Below are 16,038 nucleotides of genomic sequence, written 5' to 3'. Positions count from 1 at the left end.
CAAATGATGAACGATGAATGATGAATGATGAACGACCGGAGCTAACGCCCATTGCCGCCCCGCAGGCTCTCTTTAATTCATCATTCATTATTTATCATTCATCATTTCTTCATATTCCCCAGCGCAGATGAATGACGATGAGGGTGACGATCATTACAATGAGCGTCAGCAGGCCGCCGACTTTGACGTAATCCGAGAAGCGGTACTTGCCGGGACCATAGACGATGGCGGTCACCGGCTCAAGCGGCGTCGGGAAGGTGCAACTCGCGGCAATCGCGATGGCCATCGCGTAAGCGCGCGGGTTGGCGCCGATCTGGTTGGCGACGTTGATGGCGATGGGCGCGATCATCAGCGCGCAGGCGGCGTTGGCCATCGGCTGCGTCAGAATGATCGTGAAGAGGAAGAAAGCCGCCAGCACCAGCAGCGGCCCGCCGAAGCCGAAATAGCGCGTCACGTAGTTGGCCAGCATCATCGCCGCGCCGGTCTTCTCCATCGCAATGCCGAGCGGGATGGTCGCCGCAATCAAGACAATCGCCGTCCACTCGACGCGGTCGTAAGCCTCTTTGATCGTGATGCAGCGCGTCAGGATCATCGCCGCCGCCGCCGCCAGCGCCACCAGCGCAATCGGCGCAATGCCGAAGCCGGCGATGATGGCCGACAGCACGAAGATGCCGACGGCGAGAAAGGCTTTGTTGCGGCGCAGCGGCGTATGCTCGACATCTTCGAGCGTCAGGAAATTCGGGTCTTCGCGCAACTGGTCGATGTTTTCGGCGCTGCCCTGGATCACCAGCACGTCACCGAAGGCCAGGCGAATGCCGCTCAGTTTTTCGTGCAGGGCGCGCTCGTGGCGGTAGATCGCCAGCACGTCCGCGTGATAGCGCGAGCCGAAGCGCATGCCTTTCAGCGTGCGCCCGGCGAAGGCCGAGTTCGGCGAAAGGATGGCTTCGACGATTGCCGTGTCGGTCTGCTCGTCGGGGCGGTACGGCGTGTGGTCGCTTTTGATCTCTAAGCCCTGCGCGTCTTTGATGCTGAGAATCTGATCGAGCTTGCCTTTGACGAGCAGCGTGTCGCCGGTTGCCAGCCGCGAGTCGCGCTGCGGCAATAATCGCTCGCCGCTGCGCACGATGCCGAGAACTTGCAGGTCGTAGGTTCCGCGGAAGTCGGTTTCGGCGAGCGTCTTTTCGGCGAGCGGCGACTCCGGCGCGATCACCACTTCGGTGACGAATTCCTTGGGCGCGAACTCTTCTTCGAACTCTTCGGCGTTGTGCTTCGGCAGCAATCGTGTGCCGACCGTCAGCAGGTAGATGAGGCCGACGATGACCAGCGGAATGCCTACGGGCGCAAAGTCGAATAAGGTGAACGGCTCGATGTGGTACTTATCATAATTTGACGACAGCAGGCCGTTGACCGCCAGATTGGTTGACGAGCCGACGAGCGTGCATTTGCCGCCCAGCACCGCGGCGAACGACAGCGGCATCAGGAACTTCGACACAGGCTCTTTCAAACGGCGGGCGATGGCAAAGACCGCCGGCATCAACACCGCCGTGGTGACGACGTTGCTCAGGAACGAAGCCAGCGCCGCCGCCGCCAGCATCAACACGCCGAGGAAAATTATTTTGTTGGAGCCGGAGACTCGATGGATGTGCCGCCCGATGGCTTCGACAACGCCGGTGTTGAACAGGGCCGCCGAGATGACGAAGAAGCCGGCGATGGTCATCACCGCCGGGTCGCTGAATCCCGACAGCCCCTCTTTGACATCGAGCACGCGGGTTAGCGTCAGCCCGAGCAGCATCAGCACCGCCACCAGATCAATCGGCAGCGCTTCGGTAACGAACAAGATGACGGCAATGATGAGGACGGCGAGAACGATTGCGATTGCCACTCGGACGGTCAACCTCTCATATTGGTTTCAAACAAACTTCCGCCACTCAGGCGGCGCGATGCGCCCCGGCCTTCAGGTCATCAATCGCGCGGATGAGGTCGTCGAACTCGACGGGCTTGGTCAGAAAGCCATCAGCGCCCAGAGCGACCGCTGACCGCGCGGCGTGGTCTTCGTCGCCAGTGACGACGAGGATCGGCACATCGGCGAGCGGCCCATCGTTACGAATCATCTTGATGACCGCCTTGCCGTCAATGCCCGGCAGATTCAAATCGAGGACGATGACGTCCGGTTGCGTTTCGTGCGCTTTCTTGAGACCGCTCTCGCCATCGCTCGCCGATTGCGCTTCGTAGCCCTCGGCGGCTAGCAGATGCGCCAGCGCGTCGCGCGAGTATTCGTCGTCTTCGATGACTAGAATCTTTTCTTTTGATTTCGCCATATCGCTTATCTAAGCCCTCTTGGTGCCCCGGCTGATTGCAAGCTTTTCGTGCAAGCCGCGGACAAGCCAGGTCTCCGTTGTTCGTTTTTAACACGCTCGCCCGTGCGATTGCTGCTCGCAGCGTTTAGAAGGGCAAGAGAAGTGCCAGGAGATGAATCGCTCAGGTAATGGCGGTCCTCGGGTTCAAGCGCGAGTCGGGCGAGCTATCTGTGGCGTAAGGTGGGACAATCTTGATTCACCTGGAGGTGGACGAGCTGCGCAAGGTCAGCATTCTTGGCAAGCGCCGTCTGCCAGCGCGCTTCGGCAAATGCGCAGCCGAGCCGGAAGCAGATCGGCGCCAGCTCATTATCCGGCTGGCCGCAGTCCAACGCGCAGTCGTAGACGCAGACCATCAGCGGCGCGCCTTCGGGGGGATTGCTGATTGCAGAGATCATCACGTTTTCGCCCTCTATACCTAATAGACGCGAAAGCGCGCCGGATTCTTGCAAAAAATTTTCAATCCTGTGAAAAAAGTTGTAAAACGCGACGATCTGCCATTTAAAGACGCAGCGCTGCTTGAGTGCGTCGCCGCAGTTCTCTACAATAGGCGTCTTCCTTGTCCTGCGAAGTGAGCCATTATGTTGCGGCACGTGATTCATCGCTGGGAACGCAAACTGTCGCGGAGAGACGTCAATCGCATGGCGATCCCCTTCGACTGGGGGCTCGACCATCTGGGCGAGCATCTCGACGCGCCGCCCGCCCGTCGCCATCAAGGCAATGGGCGGGCGGCGCGCGATCTGCTCTTTGCGCTCAACGAGCGGGCGCTCAGTGAAAGCGACCACTTCTTTACCGCGCCGCCGGTGCATGAGTTCGTTTTTGACGGCGAATGGTTGAAGTTCCCAAGCCATGTGCGCTCGCCTTATGCCCGAAACAACACGGTGCATGCGCGCTACTTTCCTGTGGTGGCGCGCGTCAACACCGCGGCGGCGAGCGATGCCGAGCGCGCCCGCCGTCGCGCCGTTATCGTGCTGCCGCAATGGAACGCCGACGCCGAAAGCCATGTCGGGCTTTGCGCGCTGCTCAACCGCATCAACGTCGCCGCCCTGCGCTTGAGCCTGCCCTATCACGACCGCCGCACGCCGGAGGGGCTGGTGCGCGCAGACTATATGGTCAGCGCCAATGTGGGCCGCACGCTGCAAGCCTGCCGGCAGGCGGTGCTCGATGTGCGCGGCGCGGTGGACTGGCTGATCGAGCAGGGCTACGAGCGCATCGGCATAACCGGGACGAGCATCGGCTCGTGCATTGCGTTTCTGGCCTTCGTGCATGACGAGCGGCTGCGGGTCGGCGCTTATAATCACGTATCGAGCTATTTCGGCGACGTTGTCTGGGAAGGCATCAGCACGTCGCATGTGCGGCGCAGCCTGGAAACGGCGCTGACGCGCGACGAGGTGCGGCGCGTCTGGCTGGCCGTCAGCCCGAACGCTTATATTGAAAAGCTGATGCGCAACCCGCGCCACGGCCTGTTTATTTCGGCGCGCTATGACCTGTCGTTCCCGCCGTCGCTGTCGCGCCTGTTGTTTGAAGAGTGCGAGCGCCACGGCCTCGCCTACGAGCGCCGCCTGGTGCCCTGGGGCCACTACACCATGGGCAAAACGCCGTTCAAGTTCTACTTCGGCTATCTCGCCTTGAGCTTCTTCAGCAAGCACCTGTGAGCCGCGCCGGGCGCACGATTATGAATCCGCGCTGAACTGAAGCAAGACAAATCATTGATGGTTTCTCGCGCGTCCGCCGACGAGCGGCCTGCGCATTTTGGAAAAATGCGCAGCGGGCCGGCTTTCGCCGTCATGCGTCAAGTCTTGTAGCGGCCATGCCTGCGTGTTAGAATTGGACTGCTGTTGCGAGAATTGTCTGGAGGTAATGCGACGCTATGCCGATTTATGAGTACGTCTGCGAAAAGTGCGGCTCGCACCTTGAGGTCATGCAGAAAGTGTCGGACGCGCCGCTCAAGCGTTGCGCCAAGTGTCGCGGCAAGCTGGAAAAGATCGTTTCGCGCACCAGCTTCCAACTGAAAGGCGGCGGCTGGTATGTGACCGATTATTCGGGCAAATCCGCTCCTAAGTCGGACAAGGTAGAGAAGCCGCCGAAGTCTGAAAAGCCCAGTAAGAAGGCCGAAAGCGCAACTTCTGCGGATTGAGGGCTGAACGTCCAATGGTTATGATTTCACTCTCTCGACACTCTTCATTTCGCGCAGCGGGCCGGTAATTGTTGCCGGCCTTCTGGTTCTTGTCCCCGCGCCCTCGTTCGCAAGTCCTCGCCCCCGCATCGTTCTCTCCGTAGCCGCAGATCGTACAAAAAACAACTTCACTCGCGGCGGCGGCATCCTAATTGCTGAGTGAAACAAACTAAAGGTGGTTGAGACACGTAAAGGAGAATGAAAGGAGTTAAAGATGGCTAGCTTCCGGGACCCGGCAAAAACATTTTCCCCGATTGAGGTCATCGAGCGGCTCCTCGAAATCACAGACTACTTCGGGCACCAGCCGATTCTGTACATTTCCAGGGACGACGATCTCGCGATGTATCTCGACAGTTTCGGATTTGATGTTTATAGCCTGACGACAGACACCAAGAAGCGATTCGACCTGACGACGCGCAGCGTGCTGGTCATGCCGAACGGCAGCCGCTCGCACGAAAGCATCACGACGCATTAAACGAAGTCTACAACAAACGCCGGAAGCAAAAGACGGACGGCGGGACAAGGAGCAGAAGCGATGGGACAGCCCCCGGCGCTTCTGCTTTTTGTTTGATGGCGAGATTTTCTCAGCCGCGCTTATGGCCTTTGCGGCTCTCGGATTCGACCAGGGCGGGTTCAAGCAGATCATTGCGCAACAGCTCGACCAACCGCTCGTCGCCGCTGGTGACGACCTTGCGGTTGGCCACCGCCGTGCGCCCGAAGACCGGCAGCGGCGCGAGCTGGGCGGCCTTGCGCGCACGCAGCGCCGTGCGGTAACGCGATTCGCGGGGGTTAATTTCGTAGGCGGCGCGGAAGTGCTCTTGCGCCAGCGTCAGATCGTCCTGCCGCAGATAGATCAGCCCCAGGTGATAAAGCGCCGCGTCGAACTGCGGGTCCATCTCGACGCAGCGGCGCAGGTGACGCACGGCGATCTCTGTGCGCCCTTCTTCCAGGTAAGCGCGCCCGACGATGTAATACATCTCCGGCGTCGGCTTGAGCCTTAGCGCTCGCTTCAAGTGCATGATGGCTTCGTGCAGCTTGCCTTCGCTGACCAGAATGCGGCCCATGCCATAGTGCGCCGTGAAGGAGTTCTTCTTGATCTTCAGGGCGCGGCCCAGGTGCCCTTTGGCTGAGTCGAGGTCGCCGTCGTCGCCGCAGATGACGCCGAGCATCAGCAGCGCCAGGCAGTTTTCGGCGCCGCTTGAGACGGCGCGCTCCAGGTATGCGCGCGCCAGCACAGGCTTGTTGATGCGGAAGAAGTGCTCGCCGATGAACGACGCCAGCTCTTTGTTCAGAGCGTCGAGCAACAGCGCCTTTTCGAAGTAACGAATGCCGCGCTTGGGATTGCCTTCGATGAAGAGATCGGCGCCGGTATCGAGCAGGCGCGCGAAGAGATCGAAGTTGTCGCCGTTGAAGCTTTGCAGCATGCGCTCGATGCGCTTCTCGAACTGTTCCTGCTCGCTGACCTCTTCGTAATGCTCGGCGACGCGGTCACGCCACAGGGTTTCCAACTCGTTACCTTCGACCGCGCCGCGCGCCGACAGGTGCTCGACCAGCGCGTCGAGCATGGCGTGGTCATAGAGTCCGCTGGTCGCCTGCCGGTGCAGCAACTCAAGCAACAGCTCGATGCGCTCGTGAGCGCCGCGCATCTCGGCTTCGAGCGCGCTGATGCGTTCGAGCAGATGTTCTTCGATAGTCGGGCGCAGCAAACTTTCGATGCCGCCATAGGCAGAGAGCGTCGGCGTCGGTGTGATCACCATCAGCTTCATGCCACACGCCCCGCAGGTCTCGCGCGCGTAAGAATTCGGTTGAGTGCAACGTTGACAGAATATCATTTCAACCAGGCGACTCACTTTCCCGACTAACAACTTTGGCCCGACCGCCTTGAAACTGGCTCCGGGGGCCAATTCTACGAATGCGTTGGGAGCGGGCCGTTAATATTCGTAAAAGCCCTTTCCCGTCTTGCGACCCAGCCAGCCGGCGTCCACATATTTTTTCAGCAGTGGGCACGGCCTGTACTTCGAGTCGTTGAAGCCATCATATAACACATTCATGATGGCGAGGCAAACATCCAGGCCAATGAAATCGGCGAGCGTCAGCGGCCCCATCGGGTGATTCATGCCGAGCTTCATGATCTCGTCTATTGCCGCTGCCGTGCCGACGCCTTCATAGAGGGCAAAGACCGCCTCGTTGATCATCGGCATCAAGACGCGGTTCGAGACAAAGCCGGGCGCGTCGTTGACTTCGACCGCGGTCTTGCCCATCGTTTCGGCCAGCTCGCGCGTGGCATCATAGGTTGCCTGCGAGGTGGCCAGGCCGCGGATGATTTCGACCAGCTTCATCACCGGCACGGGATTCATGAAGTGCATGCCAATGAAGCGTTCCGGGCGCGTGGTGATTGCCGCCAGCCGTGTGATCGAGATCGAGCTGGTGTTGCTGGCGAGGATGGCTTCGGGGCGCAAGAGACGGTCGAGGGCGCGGAAGACTTCCGCCTTGGCATCGAAGTTTTCGGTGATGGCCTCGATGACGAAGTCGCAGTCGCCGAGGTCTTTGAGGTCAACCGTGGTGCGCAATCGCGCGACGATCTGTTGTTTGTCGTCGCCCGTGAGCCGCGCTTTGTCAACGTCGCGTTGCAGACTCTTATCAATAGCCGCCAGCCCGCGCTTAAGAAAATCATCGCTGACATCGCGCATCATCACCGCAAAGCCGGCGCGCGCCGCCACCTGCGCGATACCGTTGCCCATGGTTCCGGCGCCGACGACGCCGATCAGTTTGCTCACCTTGCTCCTCCTGTTCATGAGAATCGTTTGGCGCTCGCCGAGCGTCAGGATTATAACCAACCGCCGTGCCCGCCGCAGCACTTTATTTGCGGCCACGGGGCGGCTCAGGCGCGGGCTTATCCGAGTTGGAATTCTGTAGCCGGTTGTTCACCCGATTAAGCAGTTCCTGGGTGCTCTTCACCTCTGGCGCGTCGGGCGGCGCCAGCGCCAGATACTTCTGATACTCGTCGCGCGCTTCTTCGAAGCGGCCCAACTGACCATAGAGGTCGCCCAGCGACAGGTGAATCGGCGCGAAGCCGGGCGGCAGGCGGCGCGAGGCTTCCTGGTAAAGCGGCAGCGCCGCTTCGTACTGCTTGGCGAGGGAGTGCATGAAGGCGGCGTAGAAGTAACCGGTGGCGCGCGGCCATAACGCCAGCGATTGCTGCGCGGCGTCAATGGCGTTTGGGTAATCGCGCTTCTGCGAATAGAGCATGCCGAGGTTGAGATTGAGCGTCGCCAGGTTGCTGCGGTTGGTTGCCGTCTGAGCGATAGATGACTTCGCCTGCTCCAACTCATCAATCGCTTTGTTGACCCCGCCCTGTTGCTGCATCAGGAAGCTGAGTTTGAGGCGGCCGTCAACATATTGCGGGTCAAGCTCGACGGCGCGGCGGGCGCTGGCTTCGGCATCGCGGATGCGGCCCGTGGCGGCCAGCTCGATGGCCAGCGCCGAATGCGCCGCGGCAGAATCGGGCGCGACGGCGACCGCCTGACGATAGACGGCGAGCGAGTCGCTCCAGTGACGGCTGTGCAGAATGTAAGCTGTGCTATAAAGCAGAATCAGCGCGGCGGCGAGCGCCGTGACCAACCGCGCGGGCGGCAGCTTGAGCCAGGCGCGCGCGGCCAGCCATTCGATGCCCGCGGCCAGCGCCAGACAGAAGCCGAGCGACGGCAGGTAGAGATATCTTTCCTGAACGAGGTGCTCGATCTCGAAGCGGCTCATCGCCAGCAGCACCGGCAGCAGCGTCAGCAGGAACCACGCGCCGGCAAAGCGCAACTCGCGTGAGCCATAGCGCGCCACGACCGCGGCAAGGACGATGACCAGCGCCAGCGGCGCGAGCAGCTTGAAATCCAGAACCGAGGTGACCGGCAAGGTGTAATGTTGATAACTGTAGCCGAAGGGCCAGAGCAGCAAGCCAAGATATTTAATGATGGCCAGCGGCATAGTCAGCAGCGCCGCGTCGAGCGGTAAGCGCGTCTCGTCCGCCGCAAAGATGGCGCCGTTGGCGAGGTAACGCATCAACGCGTAAACCGCCGTCACCAGCAGTAGCCCCGCGCCGAGCATCGTGAAGCTCACGCCGCGCCCTTTGCCTGACGCGGATTGGCGCGGCGGCGTCAGTTCCAGGTAAGCGACGACGAGCGGAAAGGCCAGCGCCGCTTCCATGCCCCAAAGCGCCAACAGGTAAAACGCCAGCGTCAGCGCGAGTTGATGAGGTTTGCCTGACTTGCGATAGCGCAGGTAAAACGCCAGCGCCGTAAACAGCAGCAGCGCCATCAGCACGGCGGCGCTGCCCGATACCCAGGCGACGGCTTCGGCATGAACCGGCAGGACGGCGAACAGGCAGGCGGCGACGAGCGCCAGCCGGCGGCGTTCGAACAGCTCGCGGACGACGACATAGACCATCCCGGTCGCCGCCGCGTGCAGCAGCAGCGCGAGCAAGTGCCAGCCCCAGGGTCTTTCGCCAAACAGCGCGTTGCTGATCATCAGCCAGGCATTGAACAGCGGACGGTAGTAGGATTGCGTAACGGCGGCGATATCGGGTGGCGCGAACCGCCACACGCCCGCCGTGAAAGCCGCCGGCAAATTGGTGAGACTCTTGAGTAGCGGGTTTTTAAGGATTTGCGGCGCGTCATCGCAAGCAAAGTCGTTGGCCAGCGCCACGAGCGAGGCCAGCAACGCCAGCGCCAGCGGAAGCCATACCAGCAGAGGGCGCGGGGAAGTCCTCAACCGGTTAATGAATGAAAGTGGCGGCGGCGCTTCAGGGGCGCGGGCGGCGGCTGATTTCGCCGACACGCCCGCCGCGCCGGAACGTCGAGCCGATGGATTCTTTTTTTGCATGAAAGCCTGTGTTCAATAAATTGCATTCGCCGGGCTACCGTCTGCGTATTACTCGGTGTGAAGGGAGCTTCCGCGCGGTAAGAGGAATTCTAAGCAACCCGTCGAGGCGCGCGCAAGATGGCTTCACTGGATACACGGTTTTCGAGCCGGACAATTTAACCTAAACTCGGGACCGGCGGCGCTCGTTATTTGCATATGCGCCCGAAGAAGAGATCGCGCCGGGCGGCGCGGAGCGAATTCGCAATGTATGATAACCACAGGAGAGAAAGAGTCATGAAGAGAGTCGTTTTTGTAGCCATCATGCTGGCGTTCGCCGTGAGCGCGGGCGTCCGTTCGTCAGCGGCGCGAGTCGCCGGGCAAGGCGGCGCCGAGCTGCTCAACGCGCTGCCGGATGGCAACGCCGTGTTGTTGATTGACGTGCAGCGCATCACCTCAAGCCAGTTGTGGGGCATGCTGTCGGGGCAGGAGAAGTTCCGCGCTGCCTTCGAGAAGATTCAATCGGAGCTGAGCGAAGCCGGCATCAGCCTCAGCGACGTGCAGACGGTCGCCGTGTCGTTTGCCAATGGCAACACCAACAACCCGGCGGTCGCCGTCTCGGGCCGGCTCAATCAGAGCGCCTTGCTGGCGCGGCTGCGCGCCGACGAAAAGATAAAGCTCACCTCGGAGACCTACAAGGGCGTCGAGGTGTTCAAAGTCGAGTCGGTCAACCAGAAGGCGAGCAAGCCGAATGAGGCGGGCGGCTTCGCTTTTCTCGATGCCACTACGGCGGTCGCCGGCACGCCCACTTCGGTGCGCGCGGCCATAGACGTGAAGACCGGCAGCCGCGCCAGCATCGCGCAGAACGCCAAATTAACCGAAGCGCTCGCGACGACCACCGGCGCGGTGCGCTTCGCCCTGGAGATGTCATCAATTGCCGGCAAGCTGCCGACCGGGCCGATGGGCGATTTCAGCTCGATCAAGATGATCTTTGGCGGCGTTGACGTGACCAACGGCGTTGACCTCAACGCCACGCTGCGCAATGACACGGTCGAGCATGCGCGCGCCCTGACCACGCAGCTCACTGGCTTGCTGGAGATGGCGCGTGGCTTCCTCGGCGCGTCAAACGATCCGAAGATGGCGCCGCTCGTCACGGCGCTCAAGTCGATTACGATCACCGGCAACGACATTGACGTGCGCGTTACCGGCAATGTGCCGATGGAAGTGCTGGCTCAGATTCTGCGCTAATCCTTCACAGGGATAGTTCGTGGAATGATGGCCCGCCGCGAGTGGATCGCGGCGGGCCATTGATTTTGACAGACAAGGCGGAAGGTCCGGCCCGCGTGCGCGGGTTTCGCTAGCGCCCTCAGGCCGTGCCGTTTGCCTCGCTCTTGGCGGAGCCGAGCAACTGGCGGATGCCGCGGATCAACGAGTCGAAATCTATCGGCTTGGTCGCCGCATGGTCGGCGCCGGCGGCAATCGCCTCTTTGGCGACCGCCGGGCCATAAGCGGTGATCGCCATGATCGGCACGCGGGTGAATTCGACTTCGCCGCGCAGCAGGCGAATCATCTCGATGCCATTAAGGATCGGCATATGGATGTCTGTGATGATGATGTCCGGGCGCTCGGCCTTCGCCGTGTCGAAGCCGGCACGCCCGTCCGCCGCCGTGACGACGTTAAAGGATTCCATCTCTAACAACTTGGTCATCATTTCAAGCGTGTCGTTGCTGTCGTCTACTACCAGTATTTTTTCGGTCACGTGCGCAAATCCTCTCTACGGGCATGATGGGGGAGTAATCAACTGTAGAGCTGAGTCGGGCGAACCGTTGAAGCGAGAATGCGGCAGCGGCAGGTGTGCGGCCGGTCGTTTCAGGAGCGAATAGACCTTCGCCACAGCGCGAATCAGCAAGGCGCTGGCGTCGGTCATTGATCTGCTGTAATCCGTCCGTGAGGCGGACGTGATCCGGGTTGCCCACTTTGCTTTCTCCGTACTCAAAGTGACACAACCTTAAAGGGCGCGTCCGATTATAGGCCAAGTGACGAAGGCTGTCTACCGCGATGACGCGCTGGCGGCGCTGTGATAAAATTCCAGTATGCTGCTCACGCGCCTTGAAGCCACCGGCTTTCGCAATCTCGAGGGCCTGGGTGAGTTTGGCCCCGGACTCAACATCTTTTACGGCGACAACGCGCAGGGCAAGACCAACTGGCTCGAAGCCATCTACGTCCTCGGCAGCACGAAATCCTTTCGCACCTCGCAACTGCGCGAGTGCGTGCGCTTTGACGCGCCGCAAGCCTTGCTGCGCGGCACCATCGTGCGCGGCTCGGTCAGCAAGCAGATTCAACTGGCGCTCACCGACGCCACCAAAGAGCTGTACGTCAACGGCAAGCGCGAAGCGGTCACGCGCTATCTCGGCAACCTCGACGTTTTCGTCTTCTCGCTCGAAGAGATGGACGTGATTCGCGGCGAACCGTTAGAGCGCCGGCGCTTTCTCGACCGCGGCATCGTCACCACAACGCCCGGCTACCTGAACACCATCGCGCAGTACAACCACATCCTCAAGCAAAAGAACAAGCTGCTCGCCGCCGCCTCGGAAAGCGAGCAGCCGGCGGCCTTTGTCGCCCAGGTCGAAGCCTGGAACGAAGAGCTGATCGAATATGGCGCGGCGCTCCACGACGCGCGCCTCGATTACGTCGCGCGCTTGAATCGCGTGCTGGCCGAGAACGATTACGGGCGGGCGATCTTTGCCGCCGAGCGCCTCAACGTGCGCTATCGCTCACAGCTCGAAGGCAAAGGTGATCTGGATAACTTTGCGCAACTCTTCCGCGAGCGCCTGGGCGTACGCTTACAGGCCGAGCTGGCCGCCGGGCACGCCTTGATCGGGCCGCACCGCGACGATTTGGAGATTCTTGCGGATGCGCGCGAAGTCAGCCGTTTCGGCAGCGCCGGCCAGCAGCGAAGTGCCTTACTTTTGCTTGATTTAGCGCAGGTTTCGATTTATAATAGAGTGTACGAAGAAAGCCCCGTTTTGCTCATAGATGACATTGACGCCGAGCTGGACCGTGGGCGTATCGAGGCGTTGATTTCTAGCCTCGAAGGGCGCGCGCAAACCTTCGTCAGCACGTCGCGTCGGGCGATAGCCAACCGCTATCGTGACCGCGCGGCGGCCTTTTATGTCGAAGGTGGGCGGGCGCGGCGCGAGCCGACCGGCGACCGCTCCAGCGTCAATGCTGTCTCTGCCGCAGGTAGCGCGCCGGGAGCGTTTGAAGAGCTCGAACGCACCGTGCGCGAAATGACCAAAGAACGCGAAGAGGCCCGCGGGCCGGCAGACGACAGAGGAGATTATGAGCAGAGCAGTAAAGCAAGTTACCAATAAGGAGAAGCGTGTGACCAAACAAGCACAGGATTACGGCGCGGCATCGATCACCGTCCTCGAAGGGCGTGATGCGGTGCGCAAACGCCCGGCGATGTATATCGGCTCGACCAGCGAGCTGGGCCTGCATCACCTCGTCTACGAAGTCGTGGACAACTCGATTGACGAAGCCCTCGCCGGCTACTGCGACCGCGTCGAAGTATTTATTCACATCGATAATTCGATCACCGTTATCGACAACGGGCGCGGCATCCCCGTCGACATCCACAAGCAGGAGAAGGTCTCTGCCGCTGAAGTCGTGCTGACCAAGCTGCACGCCGGCGGCAAGTTCGACACCAACGCTTACAAGGTGTCGGGCGGCTTGCACGGCGTCGGCGTCTCGGTGGTGAACTTTCTGTCGGAATGGCTGCGCCTGGAAATCTGGCGCGACGGCAACACCTACGAACAGGAGTATGTGCGCGGCATCCCGCAAGAAAAACTGAAGCTCACGGGCAAGACGCGCCGCCGTGGCACGAAAGTCTCGTTCAAGCCCGACACCGAAATCTTCGAGGTGACGACCTTCAACTTCGACACGCTGTCGCAGCGGCTGCGCGAGAAGGCGTTTTTGAATTCCGGCATCCGCATCACCATCATCGATGAGCGCAGCGAGCCGCCGAAGGCGCACGACTTCTTCTACCGCGGCGGCATCGCCGAATTCGTCAAGCACCTGAACAAGAGCAAGACCGTGCTGCACACGCAGCCCATCCACTTTGAGAGAGAAGGAACCGAGAGCGACCCGACCGGGATCGAAGTGGCGATCCAGTACAACGATAGCTACAACGAGATCGTCCACTCGTTCGCCAACAACATCAACACGGTGGATGGCGGCACGCACCTGACGGGCTTTCGCGCCGCGCTGACGCGCACGATCAACAACTATGCGAAGTCGGCGGGCCTGTTTAAGAAGGACGACGAAAAGCTGGCCCCCGAAGATGTGCGCGAGGGCCTGGTCGCCGTTGTCAGCGTCAAGCTGCCGCAGCCGCAGTTTGAAGGACAGACCAAGGGCAAGCTGAACTCGGACGTCAAGGGCGTCGTCGAAGCCTTCGTCAACGAGAACCTCGGTCGCTACTTTGAAGAGAACCCAACAGTGGCGCGCAAGATTATCGCCAAAGCGATTGAAGCGGCGCGCGCCCGCGAGGCGGCGCGCAAGGCGCGCGACCTGACGCGGCGCAAGGGCGCATTAGACAGCGCCGCGCTGCCCGGCAAGCTGGCCGACTGCTCCGAGAAAGACCCGGCGCTGTGCGAGCTGTTCATCGTCGAAGGCGATTCGGCAGGCGGCTCGGCCAAGCAGGGACGCGACCGTCGGACGCAGGCGATCCTGCCGCTCAAGGGCAAGATCCTCAACGTTGAGAAGGCGCGCTACGACAAGATGCTGTCGCACTCAGAGATTCGCACGATGATCACGGCCATGGGCACAGGCATCGGCAAGAACGATTTCGACGTGTCGAAGCTGCGCTATGACCGCATCATCCTGCTGTGCGACGCCGACGTGGACGGCTCGCACATCCGCACGCTGCTGCTGACGTTCTTCTACCGGCAGATGCCCGAGTTGATTGATCGCGGCCACGTCTACATCGCGCAGCCGCCGCTGTTCAAGATCAAGAAGGGACGCAGCGAACAGTACCTGCGCGACGAGCGCGACCTGCAAAAGTTCCTGATGAAGAAGGCAACCGAAAACGTCACCGTGACGGTGAAGGCGACCGGCACCCAACTGAAAGGCGCTGAGCTGCGCAAGGCGCTTGAGAAGCTCTCGGATTTGAATGCTTATCTCGACAAGCTCGAACGGCGGCTGCATGACCGCAAGCTGGTCGAAACCGTGGTCGAGGCGTTCGGCGAAGTGATGGCGTCGAAAGAAGGCGGCCTGAAGCTGCACGAAGTCTTCGAGAAAGAGAAGCTCTTGCAGCGTGTCGCGGCGGCGCTCGAAAAGGAGAGCTACGACACGGAGCTTGGCACAGACGAAGAGCATGGCACCTATGAAGTCGTCGTGCTGCGGTCGCGCGGCAACGGGCGCATCGTCATTGACTGGGAGCTGGCGACGCACGTCGAGTTTCAGAAGGCGGTGCAGTTGCTCGGCGACTTGCAGGCCATCAGCCGCGCGCCGTTCGTGATTGCCGAAAACGACAACGAAACGACGGTGAATTCGCGCGTCGCGCTGCTCGACCACATCATGACGGCGGCGAAGAAAGACATTTCGATTCAGCGCTACAAGGGGCTGGGCGAGATGAACCCCGAGCAGTTGTGGGAGACGACGCTCAGGCCCGACACGCGGACGATTTTGAACGTCCAGGTGAACGACGCGGTCGAGACTGACGAGATGTTTACGGTGCTGATGGGCGATGCGGTCGAGCCGCGCCGCCGCTTCATCGAAGACAACGCGCTCGACGTGCGCAACCTCGACATCTAATCCAAACGGCGCGACTGCTGCTCAAACCTGAAAGGCCGGGGATCACACCCCGGCCTTTTCCTTTTCGTCTACTCGGCGGGCGGCGTTGACAACTCAAGCGGCCAGCCGTGACCATAAAGCGAGGAGGTCAGAGATCGAACATGGGTAAACGTCACACCGCAACCGTCCTGACGCGCAATCAACCGACAGAGGGGGCGCGGCACTGCCGGCAAAAGTTCCTGCGCTTCTTCCCGCAAGGCTTCCGCGACGAGACCTACATTGCCTGGGAGCGCGGCTACAAGTGGCAGGCGCACGAGCAGTGGCATGAATCGCTCGACCGCGCCGCCTATCGCGCGCTGCTCGAAGCGGGCCGCTTCGCCGAAGTCGCGGCGCACGCCGTACGCGTCGAGTCGCGCACCAACCTGCTCTTCTCATTTGAAAAGATGGCGCTGCGCGACGCGGTGAGACCGGCGGCGGGCGCGCGCGCCTTTGCCGAAGGTCTCTATGATTTTCTCTACGGCGCGGGCGGCGCCGAGCGCAAGTTCGAGCGCTGGTGCGAAGTCGTCGCCGCGCTGCCGCGCCGGCAGACGCGCGTCCTCACCTGGCCGCTGGCAACGGTCTTCGGATTCATCGCGCGGCCCGATCAGCACATCTTCTTAAAGCCGATGGTGACGCGCCGTGCGGCGCGCGAATACGGCTTCGACTTCCATTACCAGTCGCGGCCTTCGTGGGAGACGTATGCGAGCATGCTGGCGTTTGCCGAAACCGTGCGCGCCGATGTTAGGGACTTAGAGCCGCGGGACATGATCGACCTGCAATCGTTCATGTGGGTGCAAGGCTCGGACGAATACGACGAGTGACCGCTGG

The 16,038-nt window shown here is 61.2% G+C and carries 14 protein-coding genes; 7 read left to right on the top strand and 7 right to left on the bottom strand.

What is annotated here, in order from left to right:
- Positions 1 to 109: 109 nt before the first annotated feature.
- The 3 genes from VJ464_04245 to VJ464_04235 all read right to left on the bottom strand — a co-directional run bounded on the left by VJ464_04245 (position 110) and on the right by VJ464_04235 (position 2,956).
- A complete protein-coding gene (locus VJ464_04245) occupies positions 110 to 1,882 on the bottom strand; it encodes an SLC13 family permease (GenBank protein ID HKQ04318.1) in 1,773 nt (590 codons plus the stop codon).
- A 46-nt stretch (positions 1,883 to 1,928) separates the two neighbouring features.
- Entirely contained in the window at positions 1,929 to 2,318 is a 390-nt protein-coding gene (locus VJ464_04240; protein ID HKQ04317.1) for a response regulator, read from the bottom strand.
- A gap of 203 nt (positions 2,319 to 2,521) precedes the next feature.
- Positions 2,522 to 2,956: a hypothetical protein gene (locus VJ464_04235; GenBank protein ID HKQ04316.1), complete on the bottom strand. Its 435-nt coding sequence runs from the start codon at positions 2,954 to 2,956 to the stop codon at positions 2,522 to 2,524.
- Between the two features lie 39 nt (positions 2,957 to 2,995).
- On the opposite strand from VJ464_04235, the gene VJ464_04230 reads away from it, so the two are divergent.
- The 3 genes from VJ464_04230 (at position 2,996) to VJ464_04220 (ending at position 5,005) form a co-directional block, all read left to right on the top strand.
- The gene (locus VJ464_04230; protein ID HKQ04315.1) at positions 2,996 to 4,009 is read left to right on the top strand and encodes an abhydrolase domain-containing 18; all 1,014 of its coding nucleotides are present in this window, start codon (positions 2,996 to 2,998) and stop codon (positions 4,007 to 4,009) included.
- 215 nt (positions 4,010 to 4,224) lie between these two features.
- Positions 4,225 to 4,491 carry a zinc ribbon domain-containing protein gene (locus VJ464_04225; protein ID HKQ04314.1) on the top strand — a complete coding sequence of 89 codons (267 nt, stop codon included), beginning with the start codon at positions 4,225 to 4,227 and terminating at the stop codon, positions 4,489 to 4,491.
- A 253-nt stretch (positions 4,492 to 4,744) separates the two neighbouring features.
- Positions 4,745 to 5,005, top strand: a complete 261-nt coding sequence (locus tag VJ464_04220) for a hypothetical protein (protein HKQ04313.1) — start codon at positions 4,745 to 4,747, stop codon at positions 5,003 to 5,005.
- Between the two features lie 109 nt (positions 5,006 to 5,114).
- Here VJ464_04220 and VJ464_04215 read toward each other — a convergent pair whose 3' ends face one another.
- The 3 genes from VJ464_04215 to VJ464_04205 form a co-directional block, all read right to left on the bottom strand.
- Complete coding sequence (locus VJ464_04215; GenBank protein ID HKQ04312.1) at positions 5,115 to 6,296, bottom strand: tetratricopeptide repeat protein; 1,182 nt, start codon at positions 6,294 to 6,296, stop codon at positions 5,115 to 5,117.
- Positions 6,297 to 6,461: 165 nt separating this feature from the next.
- Positions 6,462 to 7,325: a 3-hydroxybutyryl-CoA dehydrogenase gene (locus VJ464_04210; GenBank protein ID HKQ04311.1), complete on the bottom strand. Its 864-nt coding sequence runs from the start codon at positions 7,323 to 7,325 to the stop codon at positions 6,462 to 6,464.
- Between the two features lie 64 nt (positions 7,326 to 7,389).
- A complete protein-coding gene (locus VJ464_04205) occupies positions 7,390 to 9,402 on the bottom strand; it encodes a tetratricopeptide repeat protein (GenBank protein ID HKQ04310.1) in 2,013 nt (670 codons plus the stop codon).
- A gap of 273 nt (positions 9,403 to 9,675) precedes the next feature.
- Between VJ464_04205 and VJ464_04200 the strand changes: the two genes are divergently transcribed.
- A complete protein-coding gene (locus VJ464_04200) occupies positions 9,676 to 10,626 on the top strand; it encodes a hypothetical protein (GenBank protein HKQ04309.1) in 951 nt (316 codons plus the stop codon).
- A 118-nt stretch (positions 10,627 to 10,744) separates the two neighbouring features.
- On the opposite strand, the gene VJ464_04195 is transcribed toward VJ464_04200, so the two are convergent.
- Positions 10,745 to 11,137: a response regulator gene (locus VJ464_04195; protein HKQ04308.1), complete on the bottom strand. Its 393-nt coding sequence runs from the start codon at positions 11,135 to 11,137 to the stop codon at positions 10,745 to 10,747.
- A 334-nt stretch (positions 11,138 to 11,471) separates the two neighbouring features.
- Here VJ464_04195 and recF point away from each other — a divergent pair, with 334 nt between their 5' ends.
- From recF to VJ464_04180, 3 genes are all read left to right on the top strand, one after another.
- Positions 11,472 to 12,752: a DNA replication and repair protein RecF gene (recF, locus tag VJ464_04190; GenBank protein ID HKQ04307.1), complete on the top strand. Its 1,281-nt coding sequence runs from the start codon at positions 11,472 to 11,474 to the stop codon at positions 12,750 to 12,752.
- 10 nt (positions 12,753 to 12,762) lie between these two features.
- Positions 12,763 to 15,192, top strand: a complete 2,430-nt coding sequence (gene gyrB, locus VJ464_04185; protein HKQ04306.1) for a DNA topoisomerase (ATP-hydrolyzing) subunit B — start codon at positions 12,763 to 12,765, stop codon at positions 15,190 to 15,192.
- A 140-nt stretch (positions 15,193 to 15,332) separates the two neighbouring features.
- Positions 15,333 to 16,031 (top strand): hypothetical protein, encoded by a 699-nt coding sequence (locus VJ464_04180; GenBank protein ID HKQ04305.1) that lies wholly within the window; start codon positions 15,333 to 15,335, stop codon positions 16,029 to 16,031.
- The last annotated feature ends 7 nt before the right edge of the window (positions 16,032 to 16,038 follow it).

Source organism: Blastocatellia bacterium (genome assembly GCA_035275065.1).
Taxonomy (GTDB): domain Bacteria; phylum Acidobacteriota; class Blastocatellia; order UBA7656; family UBA7656; genus DATENM01.
The sequence above is the reverse complement of the archived record's forward strand: the minus strand, read 5'-3'. Positions and strand labels throughout refer to the sequence as shown.